13 protein-coding genes and 1 riboswitch are annotated in these 17,205 nt (G+C 37.5%); of the genes, 3 read left to right on the forward strand and 10 right to left on the reverse strand.

Going from position 1 to position 17,205, the window contains the following annotated elements; genetic code table 11:
- Positions 1 to 25 precede the first annotated feature (25 nt).
- The 7 genes from GFU89_RS11680 to GFU89_RS11710 all read right to left on the reverse strand — a co-directional run bounded on the left by GFU89_RS11680 (position 26) and on the right by GFU89_RS11710 (position 8,798).
- On the reverse strand, positions 26 to 445 hold the full coding sequence (locus tag GFU89_RS11680; protein WP_034691375.1) for a Fur family transcriptional regulator: 420 nt from the start codon (positions 443 to 445) through the stop codon (positions 26 to 28).
- Between the two features lie 17 nt (positions 446 to 462).
- The gene (locus GFU89_RS11685; protein WP_318847287.1) at positions 463 to 1,359 is read right to left on the reverse strand and encodes a cation diffusion facilitator family transporter; all 897 of its coding nucleotides are present in this window, start codon (positions 1,357 to 1,359) and stop codon (positions 463 to 465) included.
- 18 nt (positions 1,360 to 1,377) lie between these two features.
- Positions 1,378 to 2,259: a bestrophin family protein gene (locus GFU89_RS11690; RefSeq protein WP_318847288.1), complete on the reverse strand. Its 882-nt coding sequence runs from the start codon at positions 2,257 to 2,259 to the stop codon at positions 1,378 to 1,380.
- A 133-nt stretch (positions 2,260 to 2,392) separates the two neighbouring features.
- Positions 2,393 to 3,622 carry an efflux RND transporter periplasmic adaptor subunit gene (locus GFU89_RS11695; protein WP_318847289.1) on the reverse strand — a complete coding sequence of 410 codons (1,230 nt, stop codon included), beginning with the start codon at positions 3,620 to 3,622 and terminating at the stop codon, positions 2,393 to 2,395.
- A 46-nt stretch (positions 3,623 to 3,668) separates the two neighbouring features.
- On the reverse strand, positions 3,669 to 8,030 hold the full coding sequence (locus GFU89_RS11700; protein WP_318847290.1) for a CusA/CzcA family heavy metal efflux RND transporter: 4,362 nt from the start codon (positions 8,028 to 8,030) through the stop codon (positions 3,669 to 3,671).
- A 147-nt stretch (positions 8,031 to 8,177) separates the two neighbouring features.
- Entirely contained in the window at positions 8,178 to 8,501 is a 324-nt protein-coding gene (locus tag GFU89_RS11705; RefSeq protein WP_318847291.1) for a DUF6660 family protein, read from the reverse strand.
- Between the two features lie 96 nt (positions 8,502 to 8,597).
- On the reverse strand, positions 8,598 to 8,798 hold the full coding sequence (locus GFU89_RS11710; RefSeq protein ID WP_318847292.1) for a hypothetical protein: 201 nt from the start codon (positions 8,796 to 8,798) through the stop codon (positions 8,598 to 8,600).
- Between the two features lie 335 nt (positions 8,799 to 9,133).
- Here GFU89_RS11710 and GFU89_RS11715 point away from each other — a divergent pair, with 335 nt between their 5' ends.
- Positions 9,134 to 9,574, forward strand: coding sequence for a hypothetical protein (locus tag GFU89_RS11715; protein WP_318847293.1), 441 nt, complete (start codon positions 9,134 to 9,136; stop codon positions 9,572 to 9,574).
- A gap of 130 nt (positions 9,575 to 9,704) precedes the next feature.
- On the opposite strand, the gene GFU89_RS11720 is transcribed toward GFU89_RS11715, so the two are convergent.
- Together GFU89_RS11720 and GFU89_RS11725 are read right to left on the reverse strand one after the other, a co-directional pair.
- Positions 9,705 to 11,198, reverse strand: a complete 1,494-nt coding sequence (locus tag GFU89_RS11720; protein WP_318847294.1) for a RagB/SusD family nutrient uptake outer membrane protein — start codon at positions 11,196 to 11,198, stop codon at positions 9,705 to 9,707.
- 17 nt (positions 11,199 to 11,215) lie between these two features.
- Complete coding sequence (locus tag GFU89_RS11725; protein ID WP_318847295.1) at positions 11,216 to 14,149, reverse strand: TonB-dependent receptor; 2,934 nt, start codon at positions 14,147 to 14,149, stop codon at positions 11,216 to 11,218.
- A gap of 83 nt (positions 14,150 to 14,232) precedes the next feature.
- Positions 14,233 to 14,332: riboswitch (SAM riboswitch) on the reverse strand.
- Positions 14,333 to 14,576: 244 nt separating this feature from the next.
- Here GFU89_RS11725 and GFU89_RS11730 point away from each other — a divergent pair.
- Both GFU89_RS11730 and GFU89_RS11735 read left to right on the forward strand, forming a co-directional pair.
- Positions 14,577 to 14,984 carry a type II 3-dehydroquinate dehydratase gene (locus tag GFU89_RS11730; protein ID WP_318847296.1) on the forward strand — a complete coding sequence of 136 codons (408 nt, stop codon included), beginning with the start codon at positions 14,577 to 14,579 and terminating at the stop codon, positions 14,982 to 14,984.
- A gap of 39 nt (positions 14,985 to 15,023) precedes the next feature.
- Positions 15,024 to 15,461, forward strand: coding sequence for a hypothetical protein (locus tag GFU89_RS11735; RefSeq protein ID WP_318847297.1), 438 nt, complete (start codon positions 15,024 to 15,026; stop codon positions 15,459 to 15,461).
- A gap of 54 nt (positions 15,462 to 15,515) precedes the next feature.
- Here the strand turns inward: GFU89_RS11735 and pckA are convergent, their stop codons facing one another.
- The gene (pckA, locus tag GFU89_RS11740) at positions 15,516 to 17,132 is read right to left on the reverse strand and encodes a phosphoenolpyruvate carboxykinase (ATP) (RefSeq protein ID WP_318847298.1); all 1,617 of its coding nucleotides are present in this window, start codon (positions 17,130 to 17,132) and stop codon (positions 15,516 to 15,518) included.
- Positions 17,133 to 17,205 lie beyond the last annotated feature (73 nt).

A 17,205-nucleotide genomic window follows, 5' to 3' on the forward strand; every position in this document is an offset into this window, starting at 1 on the left:
ATTTAATGGTGAGACAGGTGCAATGCTATTGCAAACTTTCAAGACAGTTTTCGCAGATTCCTTTGGCAAACAAACGTATTTCATCAATCCTGAAATTGGTCTGTATGTTTTCAGGGAAAGAAATATCTTCTTTACAGGTGGTTTGCTTGCATATTTTGCAGTAGAAATGCAGATGCCAGTCTTTATGTGTTTTTTCATCACAATCATCTTCACATAGTTTGTATTTTGTGGTTGTATTTTCCTGAATGCTGTGAACAATTCCTTTTTCTTCAAAGGTTTTCAATGTTCTGTAAATGGTAATCCTGTCAGCATTTTCAAAATGATTTTCTATTTCAGAAAGGGATAAAGCTGCTTCCTGAGAGCTTAAGAAATCATAGACCAAAATCCTCATGCTTGTAGGCTTGGTATTTTTATCAATGAGTTTGTGTTCTATATCTTTTTTCATTGTACGCTTTTAAAAATTTACAGATGGACTTCCTTTTCTTCATATCCTTCGTCTTCTATCTGAAAAGTGGTATGACTTATTTTAAAGTTATTAAGAGTGGTATCCGTCAATGTTTTTAATAATTGATTCTGAGAATATCCGGCTTCTTTTACCACATGGGTACTCATTGCATTGACGCTGGATGTAAGTGACCACACGTGGAGATCATGAACATTTTTCACGCCGGGAGTTTTTTCCAAAGATTGACGAAGCTCTTGAATATCCACATCTTTAGGTGTTCCTTCTAATAAAACATTAATGGCTTCTTTCAATAGTTTCCATGTTCTTGGGAAAATTAATAGTCCAATTGCTGCTGAAATCAATGGATCTGCGTAATACCAGCCTGTTGTCAGCATAATTACTCCGGCAATCATTACTCCTACTGAAGTAAGCATATCTGAAAGTACCTCAAAATAGGCGCCTTTCATATTCAGACTCCCTTCAGAATCTTTTCTTAGAATCATCATTCCGATAATATTGACGATCAATCCTATTCCTGCTACAATCAGCATTGATTTACTTTGAACTTCGGGTGGATTCTGAAAACGTTTGTATGCTTCAAATAAAACATAGATCGAAATCCCCAGTAAAACAACCGCATTGATTACTGCTGCGAGTATTTCAGTTCGGTAATAACCGTATGTTCTGGAAGGATCTGCTTTTCTTTCTCCTATTTTTATTGCTATAAATGCCAGCAGCAATCCTACTACATCTGTCAGCATATGCGCTGCATCTGCTAATAACGCAAGACTGTTGGTAACAATACCTCCTATCACCTCAGCAATAAGATAGGTACCGCTAAGGCAGAGTACGATCAGGAGGTTCTTTTTATGTCTGCTTCCTGCAGAAACGGTTTGTGTTGGTGTGTTTTCCATATTGTATGTATGGTTTAATTACATTTCGTAATAGGATGTATTTTCTTTTTTGGGTGGAACATTTTGTTCACCAATCATTTGTCTGATGTTGATTTCTATAGTCTGCGCCAGAGAAGTCATCGGAGTATCTACAGGACCATTTTCAAACGGATCCTGCATGATGATTGATGTTTTTTCAATCGCAATGAATGTAACCGGAACCAGGAAAGTAATCGCAATTTCTACGGCCAGCTGTGAATCATCAAGTCCAAACGGAAGTATAGCGGCAAAAACATAGATCAAAATATGAACTAAAACACTGTAAGAACGCGGGAAAACCGTATTCTTGAGTCTTTCACATTTTCCCATACTGTCGCAAAGCCTTGTGATGATATCATTGAGCTGCATCTGCTGAAAATCTGTCAATCCTTTGGAAGCAGCAATTTCTTTCAGCTGTCTGGAATGTTCGTCCAGAATAGCATTGGGAATATTTGCTCCTTTGATTTTATGTTTATCCAGATATGACTGAACTTTCTCAGAAAACGGAAGTTTTCTCAGAGCTTCTCCAAGGGCATAGGTCCAGATAATCTGTCTTTCGGCAAAATCTTTTACCGTGCGATCATTTCCTGCAGGCATAAACTGAATGATCAGTCTCACAAAAGTTCGGGAATCATTCACAATAGCTCCCCAAACGGTCCTGGCTTCCCACCATCTTTCGTAGGATTGGGACGTCCGGAATGCCAACAGTAAGGATACCGCTGTTCCCAGCAATGCAGGAATATTCAACGGCAATGAAATCTTGCGAAACCATGGCAATTCGTCCAGAAGACCAATAGCTATGGCAAATATTCCGATAAACAGAATTTGGGATTTTATTTCACGGATGAAATACCAGACTGATATTTTTTTGTTTAATAACATAATCAGGTTATTTATTAAAATTCGGTGAGATAATCTTTACTCTTTCCAGCCGCTTTTATTCAATAAAACAATTCCGTAAACAGCTCTAATTTAAGGATAAAAATCGACATTTTACTGGTTCCGGCTGCTTTCATTAATGTTCGTGTTCGCCTGAATTCACCAGTTTAGCATTCACAAAAAAGGCACCTTTCACCACGATTTCTGCATTGTCAGGAATATTTCCTACAGATGTTATGGCTGTATATCCCATATCGGATGTTCCTTTTACCACTTCTATTTTTTCAAAGTTTAAGGTCTTTGGGTGTGGTTTTCCTTTTTCTTCGTGTTCTTCTTCCGCTTTTTTATCGGTCTGAACAAATACAAAATATTTCCCATCTGCTTCTACAATGGCTTCTGTAGGAACTGCAGGGGTTGTACTTTTATCAAGGCTTACAATTCCGGTGATATTCATTCCGTCAATCAGACCAGATTTATTTCCGATCACTTCACAATGCATAGAAATGGTTTTACTTTCGTTCTCAAAGGAAGATCCGATGCTGTAAATTCTTGCATCATATTCGGTTTCCGGATTGTTGGTCAGTTTAAAATGAACAATCTGCCCTACTCTCATTTTAGGAAGATCTTTTTCAAATACCTGAAGGTCGAGATGGATAGAACCATTGTCAATCACTGTAGCGACAGGAGAAGAAATGTCAACATAACTTCCAATTTGCGCTGTAATACTGCTGATCGTTCCGCTGATAGGCGCAGTGATCACCAAACCGGATTTCATATTTCCGTTGCTTACTTTTCCAGGGCTTATTCCCATCATCTGAAGCTGTTTCAACAGGGAAGCTCTTTTTGTTCTTAAGGTTTTAAGTTCAGCATCGGCGCTCTGAAGGTTTTTCTTGGCTCCTGCATCATTATCAAAAAGTTCTCTCTGTCTTCTGTATTCCTGTTCCGCGTAGGTTATTCTGCTGTTTGTAGTCAAATAATCTTCCTGAAGCTGGATGTATTCCGGATTGGCAATGGTTGCTATCACCTGTCCTTTTTTTACAATACTACCTACCTGAATATTGATGGTTTTAATAATTCCTCCGTACAGCGAAGTAATGGTTGCTTTATTACTGTTCGGAACACTCAGCAGACCATTTGCTTTTATAGTAGAGGTCAGTTCTTTCATTTCTACCGTTCCCAACGCAACTCCTACAGATTTCATCTGATCTTCCGTGAGAGAAGCGATAGTTTGTGGAGCTTCTTCACGTGCCTGCTCTTTCTGTTCTGTTTTTTCAGGAGCTTTTTCTTCCGAAGCTTCTTTTTTTCCACAGCTTGTTAGTAAGATTAAAATCAGGATAAGGGGTATGATATTATATTTGAGTTTCATATGTAAGAATGTATTTTGTCTGATACTGTATTTCAGCACTTTCATATTATTTATTAATGATTGAATTAATGGTCACTACAGATTGATTCACCTGCTGAATAGATTCCAGATATTTCAGCTGAATATTAGTGGCAGTCTGCAGGGCAAAAAGATATTCCACATAAGAAATCTCTCCTGTTTTATATCCTAGCTGAGCTGCTTTTACGATTTTCTCAGCATTCGGCAGTGCCTGACTTGTATAATAATCATACTGCTGAGTATCCTGCTGATACTGGCTGAAAGCATTTTCCAACTGTGTTGTAAGCTGCTTCTGCTGCATTTTCGCATTGGTTTCAGCTACCTGTCTGTTATATTCCAATGCCTGAATTCTTGCTTTTGTAGCTCCAAATGTCAATGGAATAGCCACTCCTACTGTTGCTGACTGAAACCGTTTCCCTGAGTTATAAAAATTCTCCTGTCCGTTGATGGTATGAAGACCTATCAAAGACTGGTTGGTATATCCTAAACTGAAATCAGGCAGTCCGAGAGATTTTTCAACCTTTTTATTTTTTTCAGCAATTTCCATTTCCTGATAGAAAGCCTTTACAGACGGGTTATTAGCCACTACAGCGCTGTCCAGTACATTTTCTGCTTTTAAAGGTTCATAGTTTTTATTAAACGGAACTTCAATATCTTCCGAAGTATTTATAAGGGTCTTTAAATTCTTATAAGCATTATTCAAAAAGACTTCATTTTGCCTCAGCAGAAGATCAATTTCTCCTTTCTGAGTTTCCGCTGTACTTATTTCAATCTTCTTTATATCTCCGGCTTTAAATCTTACGGTTGCAATTCTGATAAATTCTTCATAATAACTGTCAAGACTGGTCAGCTGTGCTTTATTATACTGAAGATATTCAATCTGATAATAATAAGTACGCACCTGTTTTATCAGTTCATTGGCCGTGATTTCTTTATCAATCTGCCTGCTTTTGATATTCTCATTAATCAAATCTTTTCTTGCTTTAAAAAGTGTAGGAAAAGGAATGCTTTGGGAGATCGCAAACGACTGGTCAAACTTCGGACTGTTGTACTGACCGAGCTGTGCTTCAAAACTTAACTTGGGAAGTTCTTTTGCTGTTGCCCTCAATGCTTCAGCAGATTTAATACTTAAGTCTTTTGACTGTAAGGTTAAGTTATTATTTACGGTTTGTTCTACTGCCTGCTCTACTGAAATGGGTTTGGACTGTGCCTTAAAAGTCTGTCCCAGCATCATAAATCCCAAAACAAGAACGGCAGTAATTGTTCCCGTATTATTATTTTTTCTTTTCAAAATCTTTGTGTTAAAAATGATATATAACATCGGCAAAACAAATAACGTAAGGAATGTTGCCGTTACCAGACCTCCAATTACTACCGTGGCAAGAGGTTTCTGTACCTCAGCTCCCGCTCCAGTGGAAATAGCCATTGGTAAAAATCCTAATGAAGCTACTGTAGCGGTCATTAATACAGGTCTCAATCTGGTTTTTGTTCCTTCAAATACTCTTTTTAGAATATCCGTTTCACCATCTTTTTCTAATTGGTTGAATGTGCCTATCAAAACAATTCCGTTAAGAACCGCTACTCCGAAAAGGGCAATAAACCCAATCCCTGCACTGATACTGAAAGGCATATCTCTTACCAGAAGTGCGAATACTCCGCCAATGGCACTCATAGGAATCGCTGTAAAAATCAATGCAGCCTGTTTGAATGAGCGGAAGGTAAAATACAGCAGCATAAAAATAAGAAGCAGTGATACCGGAACGGCAATCATCAGACGTTTGCTCGCTTCCTGGAGGTTTTCAAACTGTCCGCCATAGGTAAAATAATATCCGGAAGGTAGTTTCACTTTATCCAGTTTTGCCTGAATATCTGTCACTACACTTTCCACATCACGTCCTTTTACATTGAATCCAATAACAATTCTGCGTTTTCCCTGCTCACGGCTGATCTGTGCAGGCCCCAGTTTGTAACTTATATTCGCTACCTGTGACAATGGAATCTGCGCTCCCGTGTTGGAAGTAATCATCAGGTTATTCACATCTGAAATATCGGTTCTGTGAAGACTGTCCAGACGGACAACCAGATCAAAACGTCTTTCATTTTCAAAAACCTGCCCGGCAGATTTCCCTGCAAAGGCTGTGCTTACTGCATTGTTGACATCTTCGATATTTAATCCATAATTGGCGATTCTTGTTCTGTCATATTGAACGTTGATCTGTGGAAGACCGCTTACTCTCTCAATCTGAGGTGCCGTAGCTCCATCAACAGTCTGAATAATCTTTCCAACCTTATCTGCATATACCGCCAGGGAATCCAGGTTTTCTCCAAAGATCTTTACAGCAACATCCTGTCTGATCCCTGTCATCAGCTCATTGAAACGCATCTGAATAGGCTGGTTTTTTTCAAAGAATACTCCCGGGATAGTTTCCAGCTTTTCACTGATCTCATCTGCCAGTTCGTTATAGGATTTTTTGGTTTTCCATTCGCTTTGCGGTTTTAATACTACGATCATATCCGTAGCTTCAGGCGGCATCGGGTCTGTAGGAACCTCAGCAGATCCTGTTTTTCCGACCACCATTTTCACCTCATCAAACTGCTTGATAATTCTTGAGGCCTGCATAGAGGTTTCTATACTCTGGCTGAGTGAACTTCCCTGTGGTAAAATACAGTGAAATGCATAATCACCTTCCTGCAGCTGCGGAATAAATTCACCGCCCATATTTTTAAAAATAAAAGCAGAGATAAGGAAAACTACAGCAGTAGCTGAAACAATAATATATTTTACTTTAACAGCTTTATGCAACAATGGCTGATATACCTTTTGCAGACTGTTCATCATTTTATCAGAGAACGTTTCTTTATGGGATATTTTTTTAGATAAAAACAGCGCGCTCATCATCGGAATATAGGTCAGAGATAGAATCAAAGCTCCCAGAATTGCGAATCCTACAGTTTTTGCCATTGGGGTAAACATCTTGCCTTCTACACCTGCCAATGTAAGAATTGGGATGTAGACGATAAGAATGATAATCTCTCCAAATGCGGCACTGCTTCTGATCTTTGATGCGGAAAGGAATACTTCTTCATCCATTTCAGACTGCGTCAACGCGCGGACAGATTTTCTTACTCCCAAATGGTGTAATGTGGCTTCTACAATAATGACGGCTCCATCCACAATCAATCCGAAGTCTATGGCTCCAAGACTCATCAGATTGGCACTGACTCCAAAAACATTCATCATTCCCAGCGCAAACAGTAAGGAAAGCGGAATGGCAGAAGCTACGATAAGCCCGGCTCTTAAATTTCCAAGGAAAACGACAAGAACGAAAATCACGATTAATGCACCCTCGATGAGGTTTTTCTTAACGGTGCTGATAGCTCTGTCTACAAGGTCTGTTCTGTCCAGGAACGGTTCTATAATGACATCATTAGGAAGAGATTTCTGAATGGTTGGAATTTTTGCTTTGATGCTGCTAACCACTTCATTACTGTTGGCACCTTTCAACATCATGACTACTCCACCTACGGCATCAACTTTTCCATCATATGTTAATGCTCCGTAACGAACGGCACTTCCTAAGCGAACATCAGCAACGTCTTTTATAAAGATAGGGACACTTCCTGTTTCGTTTTTAACCGCAATATTTTTAATGTCTTCAAGAGAGGTTACCAATCCGATTCCACGGATGAAATAGGCGTTGGGCTTTTTATCAATATAAGCACCTCCTGTATTCTGATTATTTTTTTCAAGGGCTGTAAATATTTCGGTAATACTTGTTCCCATTGCTTTTAAACGATTGGGATCAATAGCCACTTCATATTGTTTTAATTCTCCTCCAAAACTGTTGATCTCAGCTACTCCTGGAGTTCCGTTTAGCTGTCTGCGAACAATCCAATCCTGCATGGTACGGAGTTCTTTGGCATCGTATTTTTTTTCACTCCCTTTTTTAGGGTGAAGAATATACTGATACACTTCTCCTAGACCTGTACTTACAGGAGCCAGCTCAGGAGTTCCCACTCCTTTTGGAATTTCTTCCACAGCATTTTTCAGCTGTTCATTAATGAGCTGTCTCGCAAAGTACACATCTACATTTTCTTTGAACACCACTGTAATTACAGAAAGTCCAAATCTCGAAATACTTCTTGTTTCCTGAATATCGGGAACATTGGCAATACTCTGCTCAATAGGAAAGGTAACCAGCTGTTCCACTTCCTGTCCCGCCAGTGTAGGACATACGGTAATGATCTGCACCTGGTTGTTGGTGATATCCGGCACGGCATCTATAGGTAATCTGGTAGCACTCCAAGTTCCCCAGATAATCAGTACCAGGGTCATAATACCAATGATAGCCTTGTTTTTGATACTGAATTTTATGATTTTATCTAACACGATTGATATTTAATTTTTATTGAAAATGAATGCACACAGCATTACAATGCTGCAGCAAAAATATCCTGAAAACCTCTGCAATGGTATTGCAAAGTTTCAAGCACAGTTAAGTATTAGAAAGCAAAACTTTCTAAAGTTCAATAAAAATTAAATTTTAGGAGGCTGCCAGATAGGATCGTAAATCTGGTAAGCAAAGTCGTTTTTATGAAATAAGATCTTCTTTGAAAAGTAAGCTGGAATCTGCTCAGGAATCTCCAATAGAGGATCCATTTTAAATGCTGAAACTGTTATCTGACAGCAGCTGCATGCACACAACGGAGAACAGATATCTCCTTTTTCTGTAGAATGAGCACTATTAATGCTTAATGCAATCTTATTATCTCCTGAATTCAGCGGATGGGACGTGTCTTCACATGGCATCAATGATAATGCCATGAAATAAAATGCAAGTATCCATCTTAAGAGTTTCATTGTTACAAAGGTAGAGATTTTTTCTAAAATAGGGGAAAGCTTAATTATTTAATGCATCTCATTTATTATAATCCCTAATAAAATACATTCCAGCTATTATTTATTAGCTTTGTACTTCATAAAACCGTTATATCCAATATCATCATTACTCTTAATGAATCTGCTTACATCAAAATTACTTTTTACGGTATGCCTTTGTTTCATCATATTATCATGTGAACCCAAAGAAGTAGTGACCAAAGACATTTCCATTGCTACCCCAAACAGGAATCTATCAACTCTCAAAGGCACTGACATTTACATGACCTTATCATACACTGAACCGGACACTTCAGATACCCTCCGATTTAAACTTACAGAGTACGATTGGATTATTTTAAAAAAAAGTTTTGAGAAAAATCAGCTCTATCTGATTAACAACACTACAAAAATTGGGGAAAGAGTACATTCCATCTATATGCCGCATAAGATTAAAATCAAAACCAACAAAAGGCTTTTATCTGTACAGTATCGGTTCTTCATTGATGAAAAGGAAAAGTTTGATAGTATAAAAAGTGAAAAATGTAAAAAGTTCTTGAAGACTTTTGATTCTTTGGTATATTACCGATCAGAAAAACACTTCAATTAAGATTATGAAAATTAAACATGTAACAAAAATCATCGCGATATTTCTATTTTCATTACACATCTGTTGCTCAAAGGAAAAAGACCAAAATAAACCTAAGGATATCCCAATAGAAAAATATAAAAAAGAGATTCTGATGAATGGTAATATTGATGCTTACAAACAACTAACACTATATTATCTTAACTCACCATTTCATAATGAAACTTTGCCCTACTCAATTTTAATGGCAGATAAATATAATAACGGAGATGCCTGTCATGAGATCTTTGTACAAATAATTGGACTGAAACAGGCTCCAGGAACTCAACATTATGATCTATCAATTTTTAATAAGTTGAATAAGGGCGAAAAGGAATATGTTTTATTTTATTTGAAAAAAGGAGCTAAACTCAAAGATATAGGATGTATAGTAGCTCTTAGAGACCTTGGTATTTCTGACAAATAGTATAACCATTGTAACAAATACCCTTTATTCATAAAAACAAACCCGTTGCTAAAAAGCAACGGGTTTTTATTAAAAAACCACCGCAATCGCAGTGGCTTAAAAAATCAAATCTAATTATAAGTATGTCTCCTTATAAGTTTGGGTTATTTTCAGCTTCTCTCTGTGGAATGCTGAATAAATAATAATTGCTATTTGGAGTGAAAGCAGATTTATCTGGAAAATCAAGAACAGAGTGTCCTTTACCGTCTACAGTTTTCACGGTACCGTCCGGTGTAGTGATCTGAACTTTTATAGGTTTACCATCAGCATCTACAAATGGTTTTCTTACCACTGTTCCCTGCGTTCTGATAATATCTGAAAGGGAGAATCCTTCTCCGAATAATTCTTTTCTTCTTTCAATCAGAACTGCATCTACTACCGCATTCTGTGATAATGATCCAGCGTAAACATTGGCATTTCTGGCCGATTTCAACTGGTTCAAGACTGTCACAGCCTGAGAGACATTTCCGTTTCTCGCTTCGGCTTCAGCTTCGATCAGATACATTTCTGCAGCTCTCATGTAAACAATATCTGCAATAAGAGTTGGTTTAAATTTAAACTTAGCATATCTCAGCAATCCTTCTCTTCCCTTCTGTCCATCCCAAGAAAACAGCTGCGATCTGATATCATTGGTATCAAAAAGATCTTTAAAATAAGGATCTGCCATAAAGCTATAATAATAACTTCCTGATGAAGACACATCCAGATAGTGGAAAGCATAACTTTCATCAGATTGTTCCTGTGTTTGACCGTGTCCCCAGATCCATTCTGCATTGTTGATATCATTAAAGCCGTCTTTGTATTTTTCCGGAACCATTAGAGGGAAACCTTCTCTTGCAATTTTCGCAGATGCTGAAGCCTTACTCCATTCCCCTGTATTCAGGTAGGTTCTTGCCAAAAGTCCGTTCACAACGGAATGGTTGATCTTATCCTTATTGTTCCTTGTATAATTTTTCAACAGGTTGTCTGCATCCGTAAGATCACTTTTAATCAAAGTATAAATTTCTTCAAGGCTTGCTCTCTTCTTCCCTACTGTACTTGTTGTGGAAGGCTCAGTATAAATTGGAGCTGTCAACGCCGACTTGTCTTTCAGATAGCTGAACTGATAAAAGCTTGCCAGATTCAGATAACAGAAAGCACGTAATGCTTTGGCCTGTCCTTTCACCTGATCCTTTTTCTCCTGGCTGCCCTCCGTTCCATCAATTCTTGCAATAACATTATTCATATTATTGATCGCAGAATACAGCATCGTCCAGATAAATAACGGGCGGGATGCCGTACTGTTCACCATTTCCGTAAAGGCATAAGTAGAAGCAAATCCATACTTGTTGGTTAGCACCGCTACATCACTTCCCATTGCATCACTGGCTCTTAAAACAGTGGAATACCCGATATTAGCATAGGTTGTTCCGTCATTATTAAATTTTGCCCAGGTACCGTTCACCACGGTTTCAGCATTTTCTGCTGTTTTGAAAACTTCTACGCTGCTGGCCTGATCAGTCGGAGCAGTGTCCAGTTCACTTTCACAGCTTGTCAGCGATAAAAATCCGATGAGTGCAAACGATAGATATATTAATTTTTTCATTGTTTCAATTTTAAAGATTAAAGTGTGGCCTGAAGACCAAAAGTGATCGTTCTCATTGCAGGATATCTGTAATACGTTGTTCCATCCAAAGCCTGCTCAGGATCCATTCCCTTATGTTTATAGAAGGTCAGAAGGTTTTCTGCCTGGATATAAATTCTGAACTTCTTCAATCCTATTTTCTCAAAATAATCTTCTGGAAGCGTATATCCTAAGCTTACATTTTTAAGCCTTGCATACGTTCCGGAGTAAAGAAATCTTGAAGAGGTAGATGTCCAGTTATTCGTTGTTGTACTCAGTCCCGGAACATCAGTATTAGGATTATCCGGAGTCCATCTGTTAAGCATTTCTGCGCTCCATGCCCGTCCGCCGGCACTTCCGTTGTGCATGATAGAAGTATAATCGGTATCCAGAATTTTTCCACCAATTTTGAATGTCAGTAATCCTGAAAAATCAAAATTCTTATACGTAATGCTTGTACTGATTCCTCCGGTCAATTTTGGCAACGCAGAACCTTGCAATAGTTTTGTTGCTTTTGAATATTCTGAAGTAGTTCCTTCTACTGAATTTCCGCTGGCATCTATAGAAACCGTTTTCCACAATGGTTTTCCATTGCTCGGATCTACACCAACCCATTCCGGAATGAAGAAATCATATACAGAACCTCCTACCGTCAATAACTTACTTCCTACCACAAGAGAACCACCAGGCAACTTGGTCACTTTATTGTTTAAAGTACTCAGGTTTACATCTACATTCCACTGGAAATTATCATTCTTAATTGGTGTTGTGAATAATGAAAATTCAAATCCTGTATTCTGAATCGTTCCGATATTCGCCGGATAATCACTGATTCCCAAAGACGGCGCAACCGGCATATTAAACAAAAGATCCTGGCTTTTTCTTTTAAAGTATTCAATATTTCCTTTAACTCTGTTATTCAGAATAGCAAATTCCAATCCTACATTTAAGTTAAGGTTGGTTTCCCACTTTACATTATTGGTAGACGTTTTTTCAAGTGTAGTTCCCGGCTCTCCACCAAGACTGATAAACCTGTACAACTCCTGATAAGCATAATAAAGCGGCTGTCCGTTAGGTCTAAGTAATTTATCATTTCCTTGTCCTCCGTAGCTGGCACGCAATGTCAATTGATTAAAGACATTCAGGCTTTTTACAAATTCTTCATTGGATATTTTCCATGAACCTCCAACTGACCAGAATCTCCCCCATCTGTTATCCTTCGCAAATCTTGAAGAACTGTCTGCTCTTCCTGATGCAGATAAAAAGTAAGTATTGTTATAATCATACTCTACTTTTCCAAGGAAACTCAATAAGCTTAATGTATTACTGTTCCCACTGAAACTTCCCAATAAAGAAGCAGCATCCGGCTCATAGTAATAAGGCAGAGAAAACTGACTTCTTGTTCCTGAAATAGTTTGATAATCATATTTATAGAATTCATGTCCTGCTAAAGCATTTACGTGGTGCTTTCCAAATTTCTTATCGTATGTCAGAATATTGCTAGTTGTATAAGAAAGTGTTCTGGTATTGGTTTTCGTTACCGAACCTCCAATCTCAGCGCCTTGTCCCAGCAATGGGTTTGAGTAATAATGACCGTTATAATTCACCAAATCAACAGAAAAACTCGTCTTGAATTTCAACTCTGGTAAGAAAGTGAATTCCATGAATCCTTTTCCGGAGAAGTTATCTTCTTTATTTTCGTTTTTGTCTAATGGCAGTGTTGCAGCGGCATTCTGATTCTGAAGTGCGTTGGTAGGTCTGTATTTTCCAAAATCATATATAGGGTTTCCATCAGCACCCAAAATATAATTTCCATCGGCATTTCTTTCATAATAAGGATAGAATGAAGGAATGAATCTCGCGGCATTGATGATGTTGCTTGCCTTGGAATCCGAAGAGGTCGGAGCCTGCTGAATACTGTTTGTATAGCTTAAGTTCACCCCAACATTCAGCCATTTTTTCACTTCAGAATTGATCTTTAATCTTGTATTATACCTTTTAAATCCTGATTCAATCGCCATCCCTTTATCATCCAGATATCCTAATGAGAAGAAATAATTACTTTTTTCACTTCCTCCGCTGATATCAAGATCTACCTGATTTCTTGAAGCCACTCTCTGCAGAATATCTCTCCAGTCGTCATTCCAAAGTGGTGATGCACCAGGTAATAGCTTTCCATCGGTTCCTACCGGTTTTGGATAGTTCGTTCCGTAAGGATTGATCCCCAGTGTGGAAACAAGATTGTCTGTTGCCATCTGAGCTGCCTGCTGAGAAGACACTTTTCCGGATTGGTATCCATTTCTCAAAGCTTCCCAATATAATTGAAAGTATTGGTCTGTATTTACCTGTTCGTAATCTTTTACCGCTCTTCCTGAGAATCCCTGACTGATATTAAAATTAACCTTTGCTTCACCCTTCTTACCTGATTTCGTGGTAATGATGATAATCCCGTTTGCTCCTCTGGAACCATACAGTGCACTTGCTGTAGCATCTTTCAAAACACTGATGGATTCAATATCACTTGGGCTTATAGAGTTAATATTTCCGTCAAAAGGAATTCCGTCTACTACATAGAGCGGATCACTGGAAGCACTTATTGAACCAACTCCTCTGATTCTGATGGTAGAAACGGCACCAGGCTGTCCTGACGAACTGGTAGTCTGAATACCGGCAACCTGCCCTTCCAGCGCTTTGGTAACATTGGTTACAGGTCTGTTATTGATTTTATCGCTGGAAATTGTAGCAACAGAACCGGTATAGCTGTTTCTTTTAGCCTTACCATAAGCAACTACTACAACTTCATCAATCTCTTTTTCATGAAGGCTATCCTTTTTCGGATTAGAATTCTGTGCTTTCACACTGGTAATTCCCAGAAAAAATGCTGCAACCGGAGGAATCCAAGCTTTAGAAGTGAATAAATTATTACTAATCATAATCAATTTTATTTGTCGTATATTAAAATTTTGCCCTTTGCAGAAAAGTCAGCAAAGGGCATCGATAAATACGATAAACCAAATGCTTATTTTTCCTTTAAAGGCTGAACGTAACACCTTGCCCTTCGGGGTAGGTTGTCAAGATTTCATAGGGTCAGTTCCCTCCATCTTTCTTTATAAGCCGATCGAAATATGGTTGCAAAGCTAAAAACTTTTAGTCTATAAAACAAGTAGACTTATAATTTTTTCATGATAAATTTTCAAAAATTAACATAAGATTTTAATAAAACTCATTACTATAAGGAGTTGCAACCATTATCATTTTAACAGACATGACAAATATCATTGTCAATAATTTAATTGAACCAAAGAAAATTTGTGCGGAAATTTTTGATCATTAATTAAAAAAAGTTTTTAATTTTATAGTATGAAAGTTTTGATTATAAACGGGCCTAACCTCAACCTGTTAGGTACCAGAGAACCGGAAATCTATGGAAATGTCTCTATGGAAAACTATTTGGAAATTTTAAGATCCGAGTTTCAGTCTTATGAATTAAAATATTATCAGTCTAATATTGAAGGCGAGCTTATTAACAGGCTTCAGGAAGACGATTTTGATGCAGTCGTGATCAATCCGGGCGCTTTTACCCATTATTCTTATGCTATTGCCGATTGTTTAAAAAACATTCGGAAACCAAAAGTAGAAGTTCACATCAGCAATATCTACAAAAGAGAAGAATTCAGACAGAAATCTGTGACAGCAGCTAACACTGACGCAGTTTTATCAGGTTTTGGGATGGATGGGTATAGATTGGCTTTATTAAGTTTAAAATAATTCCGGTTAATTTTCCTACAGATAATTATGGATAAATTTATGAAGATAAATGATAAAATTTACTGTAAGGATATTGGAGTATATTCCGGTCAATTAACGAAAAGAAAATCTTATATCATCGAAGAAATAAACGATGAGAATATAAGGATTCAAAATAACGAAGAAAAACTGAGATGGTATTCGAAATTTCATTTTAGTTTAAACAATGAACCGGAAATAATTTCTATTAAAATAGATGATAAAATAGGAAATATTGAATCTGATGCTATAGAAGTAACGATTATGTTTTCTAATAAAGTAAAATATTGGATGACCTTCACAACTCCAAAGTATTTAGATAAAATATTGGACGAAGCGTCTTACTTTTCTTCAAAACATTTTATGATCATAAAACATCTAACTGAAGAATCAATCAAATCAACAGTCCTAAAACTGGATGAACAGAATGAGTTGATTGAAAACTGTCAAAAATATTAATAAAAAAGCCTCATCAGTGATGAGGCTTTTCTTTTCTGTATATTTTGATAACTATTAGATAGTTTGTTCCTGTAATTGAGGTCCTGAAGCAACTAATTTCTTACCTTCTTCAGTATCGCAGTACTGCTCAAAATTCTTGATATATCTTGAAGCAAGATCCTTTGCTTTTTCTTCCCATTCTGAAGCACTCTCATACGTATCTCTAGGATCTAAAATACCTGTAGAAACGTTTGGTAATTCAGTAGGGATCTCAAGGTTCATGATTGGAACCTGAGTTTTAGGTGCATTATCGATAGAACCGTCAATGATTGCATCAATAATTGCTCTTGTATCTTTCAGAGAAATTCTCTTTCCTGTACCATTCCAACCCGTGTTTACCAAATAGGCTTTAGCACCGTGCTCTTGCATTTTACCGATCAATGTTTTAGAATACATTGTTGGATGTAATGTAAGGAATGCTTCTCCAAATGCTGGAGAGAAAGATGGCTGAGGTTCTGTAATTCCTCTTTCTGTTCCGGCTAATTTTGATGTATAACCGCAAAGGAAGTGGTATTGAGCCTGATCTTCATTCAAGATAGAAACCGGAGGAAGTACCCCGAATGCATCTGCTGAAAGGTAAACGATCTTCTTCGCATGACCAGCTTTAGATGGTAATACAATTTTGTTGATATGATAGATTGGATAAGAAACTCTTGTATTCTCAGTGATAGATCCGTCTGTATAATCTGCTACTCCATTGTTTACTACAACGTTTTCAAGAAGTGCATCTCTCTTGATGGCAGCGAAGATATCCGGTTCTTTTTCTTCTGATAAATCGATAACTTTAGCGTAACATCCACCTTCATAGTTGAATACTCCATTGTTATCCCAACCATGCTCATCATCACCGATAAGGTATCTTTTCGGATCTGCAGACAAAGTAGTTTTTCCTGTTCCTGAAAGACCAAAGAATAAAGCTACATCACCTTTTTCACCTACGTTAGCAGAACAGTGCATTGAAGCCATCCCTTTTAATGGAAGGTAATAGTTCATCATTGCAAACATCCCTTTTTTCATTTCACCTCCGTACCAGGTACCTCCGATGATCTGTAATTTTTCAGTAAGGTTGAACATGATGAAGTTTTCAGAATTCAATCCCTGAGCTTCCCAGTTAGGGTTTATTGTCTTAGAACCGTTGATTACTGTGAAATCAGGCTCTCCAAAGTTTTCAAGCTCATAGTGAGAAGGACGAATGAACATATTAGTAACAAAATGCGCCTGCCATGCTACTTCTACGATAAATCTTACTTTAAGTCTCGTATCTGCATTCGTTCCGCAGAATGTATCTACTACATAAATCTTTTTAGATTCAGCAAGCTGGTTCAGCACTAGTTCTTTACAAGAACCGAAAATTTCTGCTGATGTAGGTAAATTTACTTTACCATCCCAGAAAATAGTATCTCTTGTAACATCATCCTGAACAATATATCTGTCTTTAGGTGAACGACCTGTGAAAATTCCTGTTTTTACTGATACCGCGCCCGATTCCGTAAGTTCCGCTTTCTCAAACCCCTGATTTTCAGAAGAAACTTCAGCCTGGTATAATTCTTCATAAGAAGGATTGTACACTACTTCATAGTTCCCTTTAATCCCTAATTTCTCTAAATCCTGGATGATTTTAGTGTTTTTCATTTTACTTATATTTTCTATTTCTTTATTGACTTCAACAAAAATAATATTAATTATTTGTTAAAGGTGGTTTAAA

The sequence above is a fragment of the Chryseobacterium sp. JV558 genome (assembly GCF_033712365.1).
In the GTDB taxonomy this organism is placed as follows: domain Bacteria; phylum Bacteroidota; class Bacteroidia; order Flavobacteriales; family Weeksellaceae; genus Chryseobacterium.

Coding starts and splice junctions, on each gene's coding strand:
- GFU89_RS11680 (WP_034691375.1), bottom strand. CDS start 445: ATGAAAAAAGATATAGAACACAAACTCATTGATAAAAATACCAAGCCT.
- GFU89_RS11685 (WP_318847287.1), bottom strand. CDS start 1,359: ATGGAAAACACACCAACACAAACCGTTTCTGCAGGAAGCAGACATAAA.
- GFU89_RS11690 (WP_318847288.1), bottom strand. CDS start 2,259: ATGTTATTAAACAAAAAAATATCAGTCTGGTATTTCATCCGTGAAATA.
- GFU89_RS11695 (WP_318847289.1), bottom strand. CDS start 3,622: ATGAAACTCAAATATAATATCATACCCCTTATCCTGATTTTAATCTTA.
- GFU89_RS11705 (WP_318847291.1), bottom strand. CDS start 8,501: ATGAAACTCTTAAGATGGATACTTGCATTTTATTTCATGGCATTATCA.
- GFU89_RS11710 (WP_318847292.1), bottom strand. CDS start 8,798: ATGTCAGTGCCTTTGAGAGTTGATAGATTCCTGTTTGGGGTAGCAATG.
- GFU89_RS11715 (WP_318847293.1), top strand. CDS start 9,134: ATGAAAATTAAACATGTAACAAAAATCATCGCGATATTTCTATTTTCA.
- GFU89_RS11720 (WP_318847294.1), bottom strand. CDS start 11,198: ATGAAAAAATTAATATATCTATCGTTTGCACTCATCGGATTTTTATCG.
- GFU89_RS11725 (WP_318847295.1), bottom strand. CDS start 14,149: ATGATTAGTAATAATTTATTCACTTCTAAAGCTTGGATTCCTCCGGTT.
- GFU89_RS11730 (WP_318847296.1), top strand. CDS start 14,577: ATGAAAGTTTTGATTATAAACGGGCCTAACCTCAACCTGTTAGGTACC.
- GFU89_RS11735 (WP_318847297.1), top strand. CDS start 15,024: ATGAAGATAAATGATAAAATTTACTGTAAGGATATTGGAGTATATTCC.
- pckA (WP_318847298.1), bottom strand. CDS start 17,132: ATGAAAAACACTAAAATCATCCAGGATTTAGAGAAATTAGGGATTAAA.